General features: G+C 47.2%; 14 protein-coding genes. 10 read left to right on the top strand and 4 right to left on the bottom strand.

The window, feature by feature from the left end:
- Nucleotides 1-14 precede the first annotated feature (14 nt).
- Entirely contained in the window at nucleotides 15-680 is a 666-nt protein-coding gene (locus BEL04_RS02515) for a hypothetical protein (RefSeq protein WP_065999847.1), read from the top strand.
- Between the two features lie 92 nt (nucleotides 681-772).
- Here BEL04_RS02515 and BEL04_RS02510 read toward each other — a convergent pair whose 3' ends face one another.
- From BEL04_RS02510 to BEL04_RS02500, 3 genes are read right to left on the bottom strand one after another with little or no spacing between them, the layout of a single operon-like run.
- Complete coding sequence (locus BEL04_RS02510) at nucleotides 773-2,416, bottom strand: dihydrolipoamide acetyltransferase family protein (RefSeq protein WP_065999844.1); 1,644 nt, start codon at nucleotides 2,414-2,416, stop codon at nucleotides 773-775.
- Nucleotides 2,417-2,459: 43 nt separating this feature from the next.
- Nucleotides 2,460-3,707, bottom strand: coding sequence for a competence/damage-inducible protein A (locus BEL04_RS02505; RefSeq protein ID WP_065999841.1), 1,248 nt, complete (start codon nucleotides 3,705-3,707; stop codon nucleotides 2,460-2,462).
- 2 nt (nucleotides 3,708-3,709) lie between these two features.
- Nucleotides 3,710-6,448 carry a putative LPS assembly protein LptD gene (locus BEL04_RS02500; protein WP_065999838.1) on the bottom strand — a complete coding sequence of 913 codons (2,739 nt, stop codon included), beginning with the start codon at nucleotides 6,446-6,448 and terminating at the stop codon, nucleotides 3,710-3,712.
- A gap of 176 nt (nucleotides 6,449-6,624) precedes the next feature.
- Here BEL04_RS02500 and BEL04_RS02495 point away from each other — a divergent pair, with 176 nt between their 5' ends.
- The 9 genes from BEL04_RS02495 (at nucleotide 6,625) to BEL04_RS02450 (ending at nucleotide 15,931) form a co-directional block, all read left to right on the top strand.
- Nucleotides 6,625-7,344, top strand: coding sequence for an N-acetylmuramoyl-L-alanine amidase (locus BEL04_RS02495; protein ID WP_175403983.1), 720 nt, complete (start codon nucleotides 6,625-6,627; stop codon nucleotides 7,342-7,344).
- A gap of 32 nt (nucleotides 7,345-7,376) precedes the next feature.
- Nucleotides 7,377-8,321: an MlaD family protein gene (locus BEL04_RS02490; RefSeq protein WP_065999836.1), complete on the top strand. Its 945-nt coding sequence runs from the start codon at nucleotides 7,377-7,379 to the stop codon at nucleotides 8,319-8,321.
- Between the two features lie 296 nt (nucleotides 8,322-8,617).
- The gene (locus BEL04_RS02480; RefSeq protein WP_065999831.1) at nucleotides 8,618-9,076 is read left to right on the top strand and encodes a DinB family protein; all 459 of its coding nucleotides are present in this window, start codon (nucleotides 8,618-8,620) and stop codon (nucleotides 9,074-9,076) included.
- Nucleotides 9,077-9,180: 104 nt separating this feature from the next.
- Nucleotides 9,181-9,555 carry a hypothetical protein gene (locus BEL04_RS02475; RefSeq protein WP_065999829.1) on the top strand — a complete coding sequence of 125 codons (375 nt, stop codon included), beginning with the start codon at nucleotides 9,181-9,183 and terminating at the stop codon, nucleotides 9,553-9,555.
- 147 nt (nucleotides 9,556-9,702) lie between these two features.
- On the top strand, nucleotides 9,703-12,036 hold the full coding sequence (locus BEL04_RS02470) for a TonB-dependent receptor plug domain-containing protein (RefSeq protein WP_065999827.1): 2,334 nt from the start codon (nucleotides 9,703-9,705) through the stop codon (nucleotides 12,034-12,036).
- Between the two features lie 109 nt (nucleotides 12,037-12,145).
- A complete protein-coding gene (locus BEL04_RS02465) occupies nucleotides 12,146-12,562 on the top strand; it encodes a hypothetical protein (RefSeq protein ID WP_065999824.1) in 417 nt (138 codons plus the stop codon).
- Entirely contained in the window at nucleotides 12,559-13,182 is a 624-nt protein-coding gene (locus BEL04_RS02460; RefSeq protein WP_065999822.1) for an SCO family protein, read from the top strand. Before BEL04_RS02465 ends, BEL04_RS02460 begins: the two co-directional genes overlap by 4 nt.
- Before the next feature lie 64 nt (nucleotides 13,183-13,246).
- Nucleotides 13,247-13,669 carry a cytochrome c gene (locus BEL04_RS02455; protein ID WP_065999820.1) on the top strand — a complete coding sequence of 141 codons (423 nt, stop codon included), beginning with the start codon at nucleotides 13,247-13,249 and terminating at the stop codon, nucleotides 13,667-13,669.
- A 525-nt stretch (nucleotides 13,670-14,194) separates the two neighbouring features.
- Nucleotides 14,195-15,931, top strand: coding sequence for a phospho-sugar mutase (locus tag BEL04_RS02450; protein ID WP_065999817.1), 1,737 nt, complete (start codon nucleotides 14,195-14,197; stop codon nucleotides 15,929-15,931).
- A 471-nt stretch (nucleotides 15,932-16,402) separates the two neighbouring features.
- On the opposite strand, the gene BEL04_RS02445 is transcribed toward BEL04_RS02450, so the two are convergent.
- A complete protein-coding gene (locus tag BEL04_RS02445; protein ID WP_066003370.1) occupies nucleotides 16,403-18,715 on the bottom strand; it encodes a GH92 family glycosyl hydrolase in 2,313 nt (770 codons plus the stop codon).
- Nucleotides 18,716-18,842: the final 127 nt, after the last annotated feature.

Below are 18,842 nucleotides of genomic sequence, written 5' to 3'. Positions count from 1 at the left end.
TTTCCTAAACTGTTATGGATCAAAAAGCTGCCACACCGGTTAAAAAGCCTGCCCATAAAGCCCATAGGAACGAAGTATATGTATTGAGGGGCTGGAAGGAATATATGGGCGAATCACTGTTGATCATATTCAGCGTTTTGCTGGCTTTGTTTCTAACCGAGTATATAACCAACCTTCACGAAAAAAAACAGACACGCGAAATATTACACAATATCAGGGAGGAACTGGTTAAAAACAGGGAAGCCGAAACCATCGAACATGCGTACGAAGCAAAGATCTTAACCCGTATCGACTCCGTATTGGTAAGCGCCGATCTGCAACAAAAGATTGTCGCTAACGATGAGTTCCACTTTAAAATGATTGCCCCGGCAGGTGCGCAATGCCGCGATTTGAACACAGTGGCCTGGGATGTTGCCAAAAGCCAAAGTATAACCAATAAGGCCAATTTTGAGCTGCTATCGAAACTTACCGACATTTACGATAACCAGGCCAGGATAACCAAGCTTGAAGATCAGATAGCTAAAATTTTATTGGCTTATGATTCCAGAAAATTAGCCAATGTCCGCACTACATTACTGTTGGTGAGAGACTCTTATCATGGCTGGTCTTACGACAGGGCGCAAAGCTTGCTCAAAAAATACGATGAGGCTATCAAAATGATCGATGATGATAAGTTATAGATCAGGTTTATTTAAGCCTGAGCGGGTGGTCGTTCCAAACAAAAAAGCGATGCTGAAATAATCAACATCGCTTTTTTTTCCCCTTCAGGGGGTTACACCTCCCTGTTAATATCCCATGCTTCCAAATAATCGGCCACGCGGCGAATGAATGAGCCGCCCAGGGCGCCATCAACCACGCGGTGATCATACGATAACGACAGGAACATCATATGCCTTACCGCGATCACGTCGCCGCTTTCGGTTTCGATAACGGCAGGTTTCTTTTTGATAGCGCCTAAGGCCAGTATTGCAACCTGGGGCTGGTTGATGATCGGCGTACCCATTACGTTGCCGAAGGTACCTACGTTGGTTACGGTAAAGGTGCCGTCCTTCACATCATCGGGCTGCAGTTTACCGGTACGGGCGCGGTTGGCCAGGTCGTTTACAGCTTTGGTTAAGCCCACAACGTTCAGTTCATCGGCCTTGCGGATCACCGGAACAATGAGGTTACCGCTTGGCAAGGCAGTCGCCATACCGATATTAATATCTTTCTTTTTAATGATCTGCGTACCGCTTACCGAAACGTTGATCATCGGCATATCGCGGATGGCGCGGGCCACGGCTTCGATAAATATCGGCGTGTAGGTAATCTTGGTGCCTTCGCGTTTTTCGAAAGCGGTTTTATTTTTTTCGCGCCACAGTACGATGTTGGTTACGTCAACTTCAACAAACGATGTTACGTGCGGCGAGGTGTGCACGCTTTTCACCATGTGCTCGGCAATCAGGCGGCGCATCCTGTCCATCTCTATGATCTCGTCGCCACCGCCGGTCGGCGCGGCCTTAGGCTGCTGCGTTTGCGGAGGAACCGGTTGAGCAGGTTTAGCAGCTTCTGCAGCGGGTGGTTTTGGTGCCGATGGTGCCGGAGCAGGTTCTGTGGGTGCTGCCGGTTTAGGCGCTTCTGCCACAGGTTTAGGTGCTTCAGCTACGGGTTGGGCAGCTACTGGTTTAGCGTCAGGAATAGCTCCTGTAACAAAGGCAGGCTGTGTTAAACTATCCGATGGCCTTGGTGTTGACGGTATTTCCTCCTGGGTAACAACAGGTTTTACCGGTGGCAGCGTACCCCTTACCCTATCCTGGATGTATTTAATCAGGTCGTCCTTCGTTAAACGGCCGTCGATGCCGGTTCCGGGTATTGAGTCAAGCTCGTGCTGGCTTACTTTTTCCTGCTGGGCAATACTTTTTACCAGCGGCGAGTAAAACCGTGACGAATCGTTTTGAACAGGCGGCTGTGCCGGTGCAGCCGGCTTTTCGGGTTCGGCAGCGGGCAGCTGGTCGATACCGGGTATATGCTGTGCTTGCACGGGAGCCTCCGATAAAAGTTCCTCCTCGTGCATCTCATCTTCTTCTATCGAAGGTATTACAGTAGGTATTTGTACCGGATCGGCAGTTGCCGCTACGGGTGCCGGAGCCGCTGCTTCGTTCTGTTCGGGTGTGGTTTCTTCATTGGCTCCGTCATCGCCGGTATCAATAATCGCGATTACCGAACCAACCTGAACAACCTCGTCGACATTGCAAAGTTTAAGGGTTAATGTACCTTTAACAGGCGACGGTACTTCAGAGTCGACTTTATCGGTGGCGATGTCCAATATGGCTTCGTCCATTTCCACCTTGTCGCCAATATTCTTATTCCATTTAATGATAGTAGCTTCAGCGACACTCTCGCCCATTTTGGGCAATAACAGTTTATATTTAGCCATAGATACGCTTAGTAATTGGCGTAAAATTAAGGATTTGGGGGCTTTATTGATGGGTATCGCGCAGTAATTTTACCAACATACCGAGTGCTGTAATTGCCGTGCGTTCAATGTTTTGCATGCGCTTTTTACCAAAAGTGTACTTATGTGCAAAAGTTTTTTTGGAATTGGCCACTGCAATCCATACTGTGCCTACGGGCTTATCATCGGTACCACCGCCAGGCCCCGCCACGCCGGTTACTGCCACCGCATAATCTGATTTGAAATTGATCAGCGCGCCCTCCACCATCTCCACAACGGTTTCCCTGCTTACTGCGCCATGGCTCCACAGCGTTTCGTTCTTAACACCGAGCAGGCTCTCTTTCAGATCGTACGAATAGGATATCGCACCGCCGAAAAACACTTTCGACGAGCCAGGGTGCTGGGTAAACAAATGCGAGATATAACCGCCTGTACAGCTTTCGGCAACCGAAAGTGTCAGCCCTTTTGCTTCCATCTCATCGAGTATGGCTTTTTCGATCGGTACATCGGTATCGGTTACCACGGCTTTACCGATACGTTCGGTAAGCTGACCGGCAAAGAGTTCGACCTCCTGCCGTAAAACCTGTTCGTCGTTACCGAAAGCACTTAAACGCAACCGTACCGAGCCCAATTTGGGCAGGTAGGCCAGTTTTATGTGCGCAGGAAGCGAGCTCTCGATATCCGCAATTTTTTCAGCCAGGAATGATTCGCCCTCGCCAACCGTTAAAATGGTTTTGTGAACAATGGCCGGGAGGCTGAACGTGTTTTTCAGTTTAGGCAGCACAACTTCCTCCATCATATACATCATTTCGTGCGGCACGCCCGGCATGGATATGTATACTTTGCCCTGCTCGTTAAACCACATGCCCGGCGCCGTGCCGTTGTTGTTGATGATAACCTCGCAATTTTCGGGCACATCGGCCTGGCGGATGTTCACCTCCAGCAAGGGGCGGTTATATTTGGCGAAAATCTGTGCCACGTTATCGAGCGTTTGCTGGTTGCGCACCAGCGGAACGTTAAAATATTCGGCAATTGTCGATTTGGTGATATCATCTTTTGTGGGCCCGAGCCCTCCGGTTATCACAATGATATCGGCACGTTTGGCAGCCTCGGCCAAAGCATTGAGGATATGTTGCTTATCATCAGAAACCGAACTGATCTGCTTTACGCGGATACCAATGGCATTAAGCTGCTGAGCGATCCATGCCGAATTGGTGTCTACGATCTGCCCTATCAATATTTCGTCGCCTATGGTGATAATTTCTGCCAGCATGATTAGTTGTTGTTGTAGTAATCCTTGCGTTTACTGAGCTTAAGATCCTGTAAAATAGATGCTTTTACCCGTAAATCAAAACTGTAATATTTATAGTAGCCAAACGGTATCCACTGGAACGACATGTCCCAGCAATGGAGGTCGCGATAGATACCTATTGACGAAGTACTCACCTGCATGGCCCGCAGATCGACACCGCCGTTATAAGTTACTTTCCATTTGGGCGTAACGGTAATATCGCCGCTCACCTGCACCGTATTGCCTACGCTGGTTGAGACACCTGTATTGCTAAAAAAGAAACTGTAACTGGCATTGATGCTCCAGGGGATATTAAAATCGACAAAAGCATTGGCATCCGGGTTGATCAGCGCCAGCTTTTGTGCCTGTGCAGCCGTCATACCGACCGGGGTGTTTAAGTTTTGATTGGGGCCGGTCGGGTTGCTCCTGATAGATTTGGAGCTAAAACTCATACTGGCTGATACGTTGAACGAGGTAAGCATCGGGAATTTACCTTGTTGCCAGGTGTACTGATTGATCACATGCGCATACCTGATGAGGCGGCCGGCAGATACCGAATCGCGGATCTGGGTAACGTAAGGGTTGAAAACCCCGCCAAAGCTGATGCCCAGCTTTTGATTGAATAAAGCGGTATGGCCCGAAAAGTTGATGGGCGACAGCTTAAGCGAATCGGAAACAAAATTGTAAAAGGTCGAAAACGACAAGCCCTGTATCAAAGGTACATTGTGGGGTTTACCGGATGTATCGGATTTACCTGCAGCAACCTTAGCCTCGATGTCGTTGTTGACACTGATGGCTAAACCGGCAGATTTGCCGCCGCCGGGGCCTCCGTAAACACTCTGCTCAAAGATGGAATAAGTTTGCGAGGTGTATGGATACGGAACCGTAGCATTGCTTACGATGGTATTGTAATATCCATACTTAGGATCGGAAAAATCGGGACGGTACTGGAAACTTACCGATGGCGTAATTACATCGCGGATAGCTCTGATCTTTCCTTTAAACTGCATCATACCGTATACTTTGGTTGAGAAACCGGTGGAGATGGAATAATCGCCGGCGCGTTTAAACCCCTGCACAGTATCGGTTACCAGCGAGTCGGCGCCCGATATGCTGCCGCGTGCATAATGCTTGCGGATGGTTTGAAAATAATCGCGCTCGTTATAACTGATGCTCGAATTAAACTGGAAGTAGCGCGCCACTGTGAGGTTTAAGGCCACGGGTATCTGCTGCTGGAAGCCGTTTTGAAATTTTTTGGAAAAAGTGTTTGCTGTAAACAACTCCGACTCGGGTATGGCGTTCAGTTTATTTGTGCCCTGCAAACTGTAACCTATCGTGAGGTTCTGGTACCATTTTTTATCGCCCACCTGGTCTTTCTTCTCGAAAGGGCTCAGCGTCGTCATGTTCAAACTAAAGGTCGGTAGCTCGAGCGTTACCGTTTTACGCGTAATATCCTGGCTGTGGCCCAGGTTTGCTGTAAAGTTAAACGGCGAACCCGGCCAGGTTTTACCGTAGGATATGCTGGAACGCAGGTTATTTTGGGTAAGCGACTGCAGGTTGTAACTTGTTTGCCCCGGCGAATTTTGATAATAGCTTGATGTGCCCGCGTTCACCGACGCGCTGAAAGTAGTACCGGGGTTGGCTGCCGGATCCTGCGAGTGGGTCCAGGTAATGTTAAAATCCTTGCTTGCGGGGTCGGTTTCCAGGCCGTACTTATGCGAGCCATAGCCCAAAATCAGGGTACCCTGGTATTTATATTTTTTGAGATAGCGCGAAGTGGCGTTTAAGTCGTACGAGCCTTTGGTATAATAAGTGCCTGTGGTAGTCAAATCAAGATAATCGTTAAAAGCCAGGTAATAGCCAAATCCCTTTAAGTAAAAGCCCAGTTGGGAATCTTCGCCGAAAGTGGGCAAAATAAAGCCCGAGGTTTTCTGATCAGGTTTCGGGAAGAAGCCGAAGGGCAACACGATCGGTAAAGGTACACCTTCTATCTCGAGATAAGCCGGCCCCGAAATGATCTGGTGTTTTTCGGCTATACCTTTTTTTATAACGATACCAAAATGCGTATCGGGATACGGCAGGTTACAGGTACTGAAAAGCACATCGCGGAAAGCAGTTTCGGCGTCATTTAAACGCTTGGCCTGCCCGCCGCTCAGGTAATCGCCGTCCTGGTCGGTAGCAACGTTATAGATCTTGGCCTTTTTTGTTTCGTAGTTATAGATGAGCGAGTCGGCAGTTATCGCGTTTTCGCCTTTTTGCACAAAATTGGGCCGGCCTTCGTACCGGTGGGTTTTCGGGTTGATGCGCCCGCTGGCAAAAACCAGGTGCCGCTTCTGATCCACCCGGATAAAATCGGCATCCAAAGCAAAATCAACATAAGTTACCCGCGCCGCACCCCAAAGGTAAGCAATGCCGGTACCTTTATCCACGGTACTCGAATCTTTTGATGTCGATTTGATCTCATCTTCCAGTCCGCCACTGCTTTTTTTCCTCGTGGTATCCGTTATATTTATTCCTTTTAGCTTAACTGTATCTTTTCCCCTGTTACGCCGGTTGCTGTTGCGGCGCAGTATATTGCGGTCTTTTACAGTATCGAGTTTGATGAGATGGGTATTGGTATCGATGACAGCATAGCTATTGCGGCCTGCATTATGGCCCGATGCAGCAAAAATTGGTGTGAGTAAAATGAACGTTAAAAGAAAAAAAAGCGTTATAAATTTCAAAATTGATTATGAATAGTATTTTTGCAGATAAAGTTTACTCGCGGTCAAAAATAATGAAAAATAGGGCATTGAAAAGACTCATCTATAGTTTAACATTTGTTGTTTGCATATTTATCCTACCCTCATTTAGCATAAACGGAGAACCGAAACAAGATACTACAGCTAACAGATACCGGATGAAAACCATTGTGGTTGATGCCGGTCACGGTGGCCATACTGGCGCCAAGGGCTCATACAGTACCGAAGAACAAGTAACGCTTGCCCTGGCACTTAAATTGCAAAAGGCCATTGAAAAAGAAGTGCCGGGCGTAAAAGTTGTGATGACGCGCACTACCCCCGCAGGTGTTGGCTTACAGGCCCGCTCGGATATTGCCAATGCGGCCAAAGGCGATCTTTTCATCTCGCTGCATTGTAACTCGCTGGCAGATAAGATCATCACCGTACATGGCAAAAAGAAACGCGTTCCAAACCAATCGGGCCGCGGCGTGTTAGAGCTGGTGTACCGCTATGGCCGCGATAACGAAGAAGCAGCCGCCTTGCGCGAGAACTTATTTGAAGAAGAAGGCAGCAAGGATGTGCAGGCCATGCTCGACCCGGCAAACCTTATCCTGCTGAATGAATTTAAAAAGAAGTACCGTAAAAACAGCATTATGTTTGCCAGCATGGTGAACGATGAGTTTGTGCAGGTTGACGGCCGCCCGAGCGATGGTGTGATCGAACAGGGCATTTTGGTTTTGTGCCATACGGCCATGCCATCTATACTGATAGAAACAGGATATATCAATAACCCTAAGGACGAGGATTATTTAAACTCGGAAGATGGGCAAAATGAAATAGTGGCATCCATAATACGCGCCATACAAAAATATAAAGCAACATTGGAGCAACCCCAATAACCATTAAACACAATTAAAACGGAAAGAAGATTTTGAAAATATCAAACGAAACAAAAATAGGTGCGTTAACGGTAGTATCAGTAGCCATACTGATGTTGGGTTATAGTTTTTTAAAAGGGAACGATGTTTTTACCAGCGAAAACCGGTTTTACGCAACCTACGCCCGGGTCGATGGCTTATCGGTATCCAAACCGGTTTTGGTGAACGGCTTCCCTATCGGGCGGGTATCGCACATGACTTTACTGGGTGACGGCCGCACGTTAGTAGAATTAAAAATTGAGCCTAAATACGATATACCCAAAAATACCCTGGCTAAACTGGAGGGAACCGACTTACTGGGCAGCAAAGCTATCATTTTTGAACTGGGCGACAGCAAAGTAATGGCCGAAGATAAAGATACGCTGCGCTCTGACGTGAAAGGCGGCCTGGCCGAGACACTGCAGCCGGTACAAAAAAAGGCCGAATTAATTATCTCAAAGATGGATTCTATCCTGTCGTCGGTTAACAATATCATGAACCCGCGCTTTCAGAAAAATGTCGACCGCAGCTTTAACAGCATTGCCAATACCCTGCAATCGCTCGAAGGTACCAGCAAAAAGGTGGATAACCTGGTAGGCGTACAAAGTGTGCATATCAATAACATTTTGGCTAATGTAGAGTCGATCTCGGGCAACCTGAAAGCTAATGGCGCATATCTTACCAAAACTATGGCCAACTTTAATAAGGTGAGCGATGATATAGCGGCATCGAACATTAAACAAACCCTTGATAACACCAATAAGGCCATTGCCGAATTGCAAAGCGCTATTGCCAAGGTAAATAATGGACAAGGCTCATTAGGCAAGTTATTAACTGACGACGAAATGTATAACCATTTGCGCGATGCCTCGGCCGATCTGGATAAACTGCTGATCGACCTGAAAGCCAATCCGAAACGCTACGTACATTTCTCGGTATTTGGCGGGAAGGGCAAGTAGTTTGGCAGAGATGGTAAATAGTGAGCTGTGAGCAACTATTTGCCACTTGTTAATTTGCATTAGAGGACTTTTTTAGTTATATTGTATAGGTGTGAATGCCCTGAAATGTGAATTTGATAACAAAGTTATCCGCACTGAAAAAAAATGCCGACAATTTCCCCCCTGCTTTGACGGGGCGATTGTCAAATTCGCAAAACCAATGAAAACCATTAAGCCCGATCTGTCTGCTGCCGAGAAATGGCACTTAAAGAAATCGGGCATAAAGATCAATAATTGAATCAATAACTCGATAAATAATGACAAAAGCCTATTTTAAACAGTTATTCGAGTACGACAAGTGGGCCAGCGACCTGCTGATGGAAAAGTTTGAAAAACAGTTCCCGCAAAACCCGAGGATATACGAGCTGTTCTCACACCTGATATCAACCCAACGTATCTGGCTCGACCGTATTTTGGGCATCCCCCAAAGCGTTGAGCGTTTTCAGGACAGGCTGCCCGAAGAAATGAAGGGCGACCTGGAAAATTACCACCTGGCCTGGATGGAATTTATCGATCAGCTCCAGCCCGGCGACTTTGACCGCGTGGTAAGCTATGTCCACCCGAACGGTACGCCGTATAACGAAAGATTGGTCGACATTATGGCGCACGTTGTCAATCACGGTACCCATCACCGCGGCAACCTGGTTGTTTTAATGAAAGAGGAAGGTTTTGTGATACCCACACTGGATATGATATTTTACGTAAGGGAAAAATGACCCCTTCCTAAGCCTGTCAGGCGGGAGGCTAAGAAACCCGGTCATTTGCACATTCACTCATTTGCCTATTTGCACATCAAACGTTTAACTGTACCTTTGCGGCGATGTTAAACAGAGTTACGGCTATATTGCTCATTGTTTTTACGCTATCGGCTAATTTTTCGAAGCTGTTTATTTTTGCGGGCTTCGAACTGAACAAGACCACGATAGCATCAACCCTCTGCGAAAACCGCAATAAACCCTGGATGCATTGTAACGGCCGTTGTTATTTATTGAAAAAGATAAAACAAGCCGAAGAGAAAGAAAAAAGCGAAGAGCGCCAGACCGGTAAAAGCCTTTTCCAGGAAGGTATCGTTACCCATCATTTCTCATTTAACTATACTCCACGCCTGTTAGCTGTTTTAACCGTCCCCACGAACCATACCGAATTGCCTGACTATTCGGCATCAGTATTCCAACCGCCTAAAATAAGCGCTTAGTCAAACGCTTATCGTCATTCATTTATACTAACGCATTAAAGCTATGATGCTTTAATGCGGCTATAGATAAGCTTTTGGCTACCCATCTGATTTTTATTATTCCAAACGGTTTTGAGGCGCTAAGCCTCGAAACGCATTTAAAATCTTATGAAAAAGCTTATTTTAATTGTATATACTTTATTGATATCCTGTGTCTTATATGCGCAGAAACCCATCGCTATAACCGGCAAAATATTCGATGCGATAAGCAAAGAACCGATAGCCGGCGCAACCATATCGGATGGTAACAACATATCGGCAACATCGGGTGTTTCGGGAAAATTTAAGATTATAACCACTGCTGCAGCTATACAGGTTACGTTTATTGGCTACACTACCCGTAGCATCGCGGTAAGCGGGCAATCGCTGGCTATTTCCATGCAACCCTCAAACACCGAGTTGCAGCGCGTAGTGGTTAGCGCCAACCGCACTGCCGAAAAACGCAGCGAGGCCCCTGTCTCCATAGCGACTATATCGCAGCAAACCATTGAAGATACCAAGGCTCAACGCCTCGACCTGCTGGTGAACAAAGTAAGCGGCGTTAACATGGTGAACCTCGGCAACGAGCAGCACGAAATGAGCATACGGCAGCCCATGAACACCAATAACCTGTTTCTGTACCTCGAAGACGGCCTGCCGTTGCGTACGTCGGCGGTATTTAACCACAATGCTTTGCTGGAGATGAATATGGCGGCGGCTAAAAATATCGAGGTGATCAAGGGGCCATCATCAGCTTTATACGGCGCAGAAGCCATTGGCGGCGTAGTAAATCTGATCACACAGGCGCCGCCCGCAGTTACTTCGGGCTATATTAGCGCGCAATTGAACAATCAGGGCTACAAACGAACCGATGCGCAGATCGGTACCACATCGGGCAAGTTGGGTTTTATTGTGAGCGGCTATTACGCCAACCAAACCAACGGGCCGATACAATACAGCGATTTCCACAAAACAGCTGTTACCGGCAGACTGGATTATAAGATAGACAAGAATACAACGTGGACGAACAGTGCATCGTACATTGCTTATTTCAGCGATATGTACGGCAGTTTGGATAGCGCCCATTTTATCCGTAAGGATTATTCGGCGCAGGCATTTTTTACCTACCGCAAGGTTAAGGCTCTAAGGGCACGGTCGACCATCAGCCACAATTGGAGCGACAGCAGCAGTACTAATGCTACTTTTATGTTCAGGGATAATTCGGTTATTCAGAACCCGTCCTACTCCATCGCTAATTATCGTACTGGCGGCAAAAGCAGCAACCCGGTTTCGCCGGATACGGCGACGGGTAATATCAATAACAACTCCTTTAAATCGTACGGGTTGTTTTTGCAGCATGTGCAGAAATTCAAATTACTGCAAAGTAAACTCATTATCGGTGCCAGTGCAGAGCTTGATCCGCAATCGTACTACCAGGAGTTTATCTGGATCAAAAAACAAAACCAAGGCGGTGTGAGCAATTATGTGAGCTACACCAAAGCCGAGCCTGACCAGGTGATGGCCGATTACAATACCGTGGTGAGCAACTTTGGTAGTTATGCGGATTATGATTTTACCGTTTTGCCGGGACTACGCATTTCGGCGGCGGTACGTTATGATGCTTTTCAATACGCATTTGTGAATTACCTGCCGGGCTCGGGCGTTGCCGGCGGGCCATCCACCATCACCAACTATGGTAAAGTGGCTCCGAAAATTGGCTTTACCTATAATTATCAAGGTATTGGTTTTTACGGAACTTACAGCGAGGGTTATGTGCCGCCACAGATAACCCAGGTATTCGGTAAAACCAGCAACAGCGCTTACCTGCTGCCGCAAACTTTTGCCAATTACGAACTGGGCGGATGGCTTTCGCTGCTCGATAATAAACTTTACATTGATTACAGCGCTTACCTGATGAACGGCACGAACGAGATCATCAATGTAAAACTGGCCGATAATACCACGCAACCGCAAAATGCCGGCGCAACCCGGCACATCGGTTTGGAGTACGGGCTGAGCTATCGCCCGGCAGATGACCTGTATATCCGCATAAGCGCCACCAATGCCAAACATACTTTTGTGAATTACATTGCCGGCGGCATAAACTATAACGGCAGACAAATGGCCAGTGCGCCCAATTTTTCGGGCAATGCTGAAGTAGTGTATAAACCGCATTATTTGAAAGGCTTTAGGTTTGGCATAGAGGAGCAGCAAATCGGCAAATACTTTATGGATAACCTGGAACAGTATACCTACGGCGGGTTTAAAGTAACCAATGTACGTGGAGGTTACCAGGTTGGCAGAGCAGACGTTTGGGTAAACGCCCTGAACGTATTTAATACCTATTACGCCACTATAGCTACGGCAACCGCCACGGCTAACGGTGCGGCATCATATAGTTATAACCAGGGCGATCCGAGGGCGTTTACTTTGGGGTTATCGTACAAATTTGGTAAACAATAAACACAGCGGCCGGGATGTTATTAAAATAATAATTTGGCAGCAATATCAACTTAATGATACCTTAGGGCAGTAATAGTCCCTAAGGTATCCTTATCCTAATTTAACAACCATGAAAAAAATACTTTATACACTTTTAGCAATAGCTGCTGTTTTAACAGCCTGCAACAACGATAAAAAACAGGAAAAAGACCTGCAGAAACAGGTGATCGACTTTCACGAAAAAGTAATGGCCGATGACGAAAAGGCAATGGTAAGTAAACTAAAGCTTGATACTGTAATGATGCAGGCCAGGCTGGCTAAAGCCGATACTGCCGAAGCGCACAAGCTAAGCGCCGCACTTATGGCCGCTGATGACGATATGGGCAACTGGATGCAGAAATTCGAGCCCGATTTTAGCGGCAAAGGGCACGATGATGTGATGAAATACCTCACCGAACAGCAAACCAAAGTAAAAGCAGTGGATGAGCAGTTGATTGAAGCGACCAAACAAGCACAAACTTACCTGCAAACTGTTAAAAAGAAATGAAGAAATTAATCTACCTGATGGCCGGGCTGGGCTTACTGGCTGCCTGCCATACCGACGATAAGAAGCTGCCCATTTTAGGCAACCGCCAAACGGTAACGAAAACTGTTGATGGGAAACCTGAAGTAGATACGGTTTATGCCACCATCCCTCCTTTTAGTTTTACCAACCAGTACGGCAAAACCATTACCGATAAGGATCTGGACGGGAAAATTTACGTGGCCGATTTCTTTTTCACGAGTTGCCCGTCCATCTGCCCCGTTATGCAGCGCAATATGCTGACGGTTTATAACGAGTTTAAGAACGATCCGAACGTGAAGATACTCTCGCATACTATCGACCCGAAGCACGATACTATCCCGGTACTAAAGCAATACGCGGATAAGCTGGGCATCAGCGGGGACACCTGGTGGCTGCTGTATGGCAAAAAAGAAGAAATTTACCAGATTGCTGAAAAAAACTACCTGGTTTCGGCTAAGGACGATAACCAGCAGGGCTATGTGCACGATGGCTATTTTTTGTTGATCGACAAGCAAAAACGCATCCGCGGCAGTTACGATGGTACCGATATGAAACAGGTAACGCAGCTGGTGGCGGATATGCATACGTTGGAGAAAGAGTAAGTTGTGAGTTATCTGTTGTCGGTTGTGAGTTGCGGGTTGTGAGTTTTAAGTACTAATTTGATTGATGAAAATTAAATTTCCTTTATTGCTGCTTGTCGGATTTTATGTTGCTGTAGTTTCGTCCTGCCAGGGCGAGGGCGAAATGACCTATGCACGTTATTACTCTGTAGGCAGCACTATTTACATTAATCATTGCCAGAACTGCCACGGTAATAACGGTGAGGGTTTGGGTAACCTGATCCCACCGTTTACCGATTCGGTTTACCTGCATAAAAACCTGGCCCAGCTGCCTTGCTTTATAAAAAACGGTTTAAAAGATACCATTACCGTCGCCGGGAAGAAATTCAGCGGGATGATGCCTGCGCAAAGTAGCCTATCGCCTATCGAAATCGCCGAGGTGCTGACGTATGTTACCAATTCGTTCGGGAATAAGATGGGGTTGGTTGATGTGTCGAAGGTGGAGAAGGATTTGAGTAATTGCAAATAGCGGCTCCCAACATGTCATTGCGAGGCACGAAGCAATCGCACGGAGAAAGGCGGACTTACAGGGCCGCTCTGCATAGCAAGAGATTATTCATTTGTGTTTGTTTTTTATAGGTATGAATGAGCTCACTTTTGTTCGGTTGTCCACGCTATCGCTCGCAATGACATTTTTATTTGCAAACCTGTGTTAGGGATTGCAGCGGATACCGGCCTGTGGCTAATGCCTGTGTAGTATGAGCGGAAAGCTCGGGCCGCAGGCAACACCCTGATTAAAGTCAAAATTAAAAATTCAAAAATCAAAAACTGCTTGAATAATGGCTCTGCTTATGTAGAGATTGCTTCGTGCCTCGCAATGACGTGTAGTTTAATTTTTAATCGCCCGGATCTTCCGGACTTCCTGACTCTCGAACAAAAATGCTCGCTTTCACAAAACCTTTTTCAACAATTAACCTTATGGGTTTATAACACGTAAAATTTATTTACATATTTGTTACATACAAAATCAAGACCACAATTAAATATTGATACTATGCAGGAATTAGACGCATCTGTGCAGGAAAAAGTAAACACCTGGCTTAACGGCAACTACGATGCCGATGTGAAACAGCAAATACAAAAACAGCTTGATGATAAGGCTTATACCGAACTAACCGACGCCTTTTACCGCGACCTGGAGTTTGGTACCGGCGGTTTGCGCGGCACCATGGGCCCGGGTTCGAACCGGGTGAACAAGTACACCATCGGCGCGGCTACACAGGGTTTGGCCAATCACTTAAAGAAAACCTACCCCGGCGAGAAGATCAAGGTTGCCATTGCGCATGATAGCCGTAATAATTCGGATGTGTTTGCGGGCATTACTGCCGACGTGTTTTCGGCCAATGGTATACATGTTTACTTTTTTAAGGCGCTGCGCCCTACCCCTGAGCTTTCGTTCGCAATACGTGAGCTGGGCTGCAAAAGCGGTGTAATGCTGACGGCCTCGCATAACCCGAAAGAGTATAACGGCTATAAAGCTTACGGTGCCGACGGCGGCCAGTTTGTCTCGCCCGAGGATAAAGCAGTAATGGCCGAGGTTGCCAAGGTGAGCAATGTGGATGATATCAAATTTGGCCGTGTTGCTGAGAATATTGAACTGATAGGCGAAGATATCGATCAGAAATACCTGGATGCGATCGCTTCGCTGTCGATCTCGCCGGAAGCTATTAAACGCCAAAAAGATCTGAAAATAGTTTATTCGCCGATACACGGTACGGGCATTACCCTGATGCCGAAGGCTTTGGCGCAGTTTGGTTTTGAGAACGTGACCATTGTTGAAGAGCAGGCTACACCCGATGGCAACTTCCCCACCGTGGTTTATCCTAACCCGGAAGAGAAAGAAGCGCTTACCCTGGCTATGAAAAAGGCCAGGGATATCGATGCCGACCTGGTTTTGGCTACCGACCCGGATGCCGACCGCGTGGGCATTGCCGTGAAAGACAATAAAGGCGAATGGGTGCTGCTGAACGGTAACCAAACCGGCAGCTTGCTCATCAATTACCTGCTGACCGCCTGGCAGCAAAAAGGTAAGCTGAACGGCAAGCAATACATCGTAAAAACCATTGTTACCAGTAACCTGATCGAGGAGATTGCCAAAGCCAAAAACGTAAAATATTTTAACACTTTAACCGGCTTTAAATACATCGGCGAGCTGATGACCCAGTTAAGCGGCAAGGAAACGTTTATCGGCGGCGGCGAAGAAAGCTATGGCTACCTGATCGGCGAGTTTGTGCGCGATAAGGATGCCATTGTTTCGGGCGCGTTCATCTCCGAAATGACGGCGTTTTATAAAGACAAAGGCAGCAGCCTGTTCGAAGCCATGCTGGATATGTACCTGGAGTACGGTTTTTACAAGGAAACGCTGATATCCATCACCAAGAAAGGCAAAACCGGCGCCGAAGAAATTAAAGCCATGATGCAGCAATACCGCGAAAACCCGCCGAAAACGTTGGGCGGCGCCAAGGTGGTTGCTTTAAAGGATTATGAGAACCGTGTGGAAACCGACCTTACGGCAGGCAAAACCACACCTATCGACCTGCCAAAAAGCGACGTACTGCAATTCATTACTGAAGACGGCAGCATTATTTCGGCAAGGCCATCGGGTACGGAGCCTAAGATCAAGTTTTACTGCTCGGTGAACACCAAGTTAACCGACAAAGGCGCTTACGAGGCTACTAATAAGGCTTTGGATGAGAAGATTGACGGGATTATGAAAGACCTTGGGGTTTAGTTGGGTTGTCAGTTTTCGGTTGTGAGTTGTCAGTTTTTACTTACAAGCAACGATCGAAAGATAATATTTGATAGGGAATGCTCAATCGCGAGGTTGGGCATTTTTTTGTTTGTATGTAGTTAGGATATAGCTTATTTTCCGTATATTTATACAAAAGCGCAATGCTTTTTTAGTATCAAGTTTTAGTGTCAAGTAGCAACACTAATTCTAATTATTACCGACACACGCATGGGTACACCCATGAATACCCATGTGTTTTATGGGTGTAAAAAACGAAAAAAATGGCCATACGTGGCTTGAATGAGGGTTTTAGCGGAAAGTTCAATTAAAACACCCATAAATACCCATGTCTTCGGTTCACTGGTTCAGTAGTTCATTGGTCATTAGTTCATTGGTATTGCCACGTCAAATACATAATGCAGAGTAATTGTCATGTTAGGTACTGAACAAGTTCAGCATGACTAATAGTACTTACATTTTATACCTGCTGTTCGATGGTTTGGCGCTCATATAAAACACCAGCTTACCGCCGTTCATAATTTCGGCGTGGGTAAGGTAAGGGCGGTCGAGCGGCTGGCCGTTCAGGGTTACTTTTTTTACGTAAACGTTTTTGTCGCTTTGGCCCACAGCTTCAATACTGAAAGTTTTGCCGCCGCCTAAGTCGATAGTCGCGCCATCGAAAGATGGGCTGCCTAAGGAGTACCTGTCGCTGCCCGGGGCAACCGGGTAAAAGCCCAGCGTGCTGAAGATATACCAGGCGCTCATCTGGCCGGTATCATCGTTGCCGCCCAGGCCGTCGGGTGTTGGTTTGTACATACGCGGGATGATCATTCGTACGCGTTCCTGGGTTTTCCAGGGCTGGCTGGTCCAGTCGTACAGGTAGGCCACGTGGTGGCTCGGTTCGTTGCCGTGCACATAGTTGCCGATAATGCCGTCGCGGGTGATATCCTCGGTTTCGGCAAAGTACTTATCGGGCAGGTTCATGGTGAAGAGTGAGTCGAGGTAAACGATGAAACGCTTATCGCCGCCCATGAGTTTGATCAGCGTGGCCGGGTCATGCGGAACGTATAAGGTATAGTTCCAGGCGTTGCCCTCAATAAAACCCTGGTTGATGGTGGATAGCGGGTCTACGTTCTTTTTGAAAGTGCCATCGCCAAGCTTTGGCCGCATAAAGCGGGTTTGTGGGTCGAACACATTGGTGAAATTTTGCGAACGTTTGATGAACTCGTTATACACATCGGTTCGACCGAGCTTTTTGGCCAGTTGCGCAATGCACCAGTCATCGTAAGCAAATTCTAAGGTAGAAGATACAGCGTTACCGTCCTTATCATCGGGGATATAGCCTTTATCAATATAGTAACCCAATCCCATAAAAAAGCGCTGATGGGCAGTGGTTATACAGGCATCCAAAGCCTTATTTGCATCAACGCCTGGCGCGCCTTTGATGGCGGCGTCGGCCAGAACGGATACGCTATGGTAGCCGCTCATACACCAATTCTCATTAGCTGAGTTCGACCAAATGGGCAGCATATGCTCGGGGCTTTGCTCAAAATGCGCGATCATCGACTGCACCATATCGGCATTGCGCTGCCGCTCGATGATATTGAACAGCGGGTGCAGCGCGCGGTGCGTATCCCACAGCGAAAAGGTGGTGTAATTGGTAAACCCATCGGCGTGGTGCACGTTTTGATCAAGCCCTTTGTATTGCCCGTCCACATCCATATAAACCGTTGGGTTGATGAGGGCGTGGTACATCGAGGTATAAAAATTCTGCTTGTCGCCGATGTTTTTGGTGCTGATGGTGATCTTGCTCAGCTCCTGCTGCCAGGCAGCCTGCCCATCGTTCTTTACTTTTTCAAAATCCCAGCCTGGTATTTCGGCCTGCATGTTTTTCAGGGCGCCATCCATACTTACCGGCGAGAGCGCCATTTTTACCTTGATCTTCTCTCCTGCCGTGGTCGCAAAATCAAAGTAAGCGCGTATCTGCTTCCCTGCCACTTCGGGGAAGTTATGGCTCTGGTTGAATTTACCCCAGAAGCCGCGGTAAACTTCGCGTTTTGAGCCGTTCACATTGCCGTACTCAACAAAGGGTTTTGAAAACTTCATAGCAAAATACAGCGTGCGGTTTTTGGCCCAGCCGTTGGTTTGGCGATAACCTACTACGGTACCGTCGTCCATTACGTGCAGGTAGGTCCACACGTTTTTATCCTCGTAGTTGTAAATACCTGCCATCAGGTCGAGGATGATATGCGCATGATTACTCGCCGGGAAGGTATATTGGTGAAAACCCACGCGGGTGCTGGTGGTCATTTCGGCGATGATATCGTAATCGTCTAACTTTACCTTGTAGTAATTAGCTTCCGATACCTCGTTGGTGTGCGTAAAGGCAGAGCGATAGCCGCTGCGCGGTTTATCGGCCGTGCCCGGGTTCAGCATCAGTTTGCCAACCGTAGGCATGATCAGGAAATCGCCCAGGTCAGAGTGCCCTGTCCCGCTAAAGTGTGTATGGCTAAAGCCGACAATGGTTTTATCATCGTACTGGTAACCGGCGCAGTATTTATACACATCCGGATCGTACTTGCCGTTCTTTACGTAACCTACCGTGTCGGTTTCCGGGCTCAGCTGCACCATCCCGAAAGGAACGGTCGCTCCGGGAAAAGTATGCCCCATGCGTTGTGTGCCGATGATAGGTTTGACGTATTGCACCAGGTTTTCGGCAGTTTTGGTTTGTGCGAAGCCGATAACAGGGAGCGTAGAAATAATTGCGGTCAGTAGTTTTTTCATTTGGTCAGTAGCTTTACGCGATGAGGTATCGCCGATCCAAAATAGCACAAAAATCAGGACATTTAAAAAGCACATGGCCCAAAAATGGTATATCCTTACATGTAAATTATCTTTTGTAGATTTAGCT

This window comes from Mucilaginibacter sp. PPCGB 2223 (assembly GCF_001705515.1).
Taxonomy (GTDB): Bacteria; Bacteroidota; Bacteroidia; order Sphingobacteriales; family Sphingobacteriaceae; genus Mucilaginibacter.
Note: the sequence above shows the minus strand (reverse complement) of the source record. Positions and strands in the feature narration are given on the sequence as shown.

Excerpts from the sequence above, each read along its gene's own strand:
- BEL04_RS02515 (WP_065999847.1), top strand. The coding sequence starts at position 15 with ATGGATCAAAAAGCTGCCACACCGGTTAAAAAGCCTGCCCATAAAGCC.
- BEL04_RS02510 (WP_065999844.1), bottom strand. The coding sequence starts at position 2,416 with ATGGCTAAATATAAACTGTTATTGCCCAAAATGGGCGAGAGTGTCGCT.
- BEL04_RS02505 (WP_065999841.1), bottom strand. The coding sequence starts at position 3,707 with ATGCTGGCAGAAATTATCACCATAGGCGACGAAATATTGATAGGGCAG.
- BEL04_RS02495 (WP_175403983.1), top strand. The coding sequence starts at position 6,625 with ATGAAAACCATTGTGGTTGATGCCGGTCACGGTGGCCATACTGGCGCC.
- BEL04_RS02480 (WP_065999831.1), top strand. The coding sequence starts at position 8,618 with ATGACAAAAGCCTATTTTAAACAGTTATTCGAGTACGACAAGTGGGCC.
- BEL04_RS02475 (WP_065999829.1), top strand. The coding sequence starts at position 9,181 with ATGTTAAACAGAGTTACGGCTATATTGCTCATTGTTTTTACGCTATCG.
- BEL04_RS02470 (WP_065999827.1), top strand. The coding sequence starts at position 9,703 with ATGAAAAAGCTTATTTTAATTGTATATACTTTATTGATATCCTGTGTC.
- BEL04_RS02465 (WP_065999824.1), top strand. The coding sequence starts at position 12,146 with ATGAAAAAAATACTTTATACACTTTTAGCAATAGCTGCTGTTTTAACA.
- BEL04_RS02460 (WP_065999822.1), top strand. The coding sequence starts at position 12,559 with ATGAAGAAATTAATCTACCTGATGGCCGGGCTGGGCTTACTGGCTGCC.
- BEL04_RS02455 (WP_065999820.1), top strand. The coding sequence starts at position 13,247 with ATGAAAATTAAATTTCCTTTATTGCTGCTTGTCGGATTTTATGTTGCT.
- BEL04_RS02450 (WP_065999817.1), top strand. The coding sequence starts at position 14,195 with ATGCAGGAATTAGACGCATCTGTGCAGGAAAAAGTAAACACCTGGCTT.
- BEL04_RS02445 (WP_066003370.1), bottom strand. The coding sequence starts at position 18,715 with ATGAAAAAACTACTGACCGCAATTATTTCTACGCTCCCTGTTATCGGC.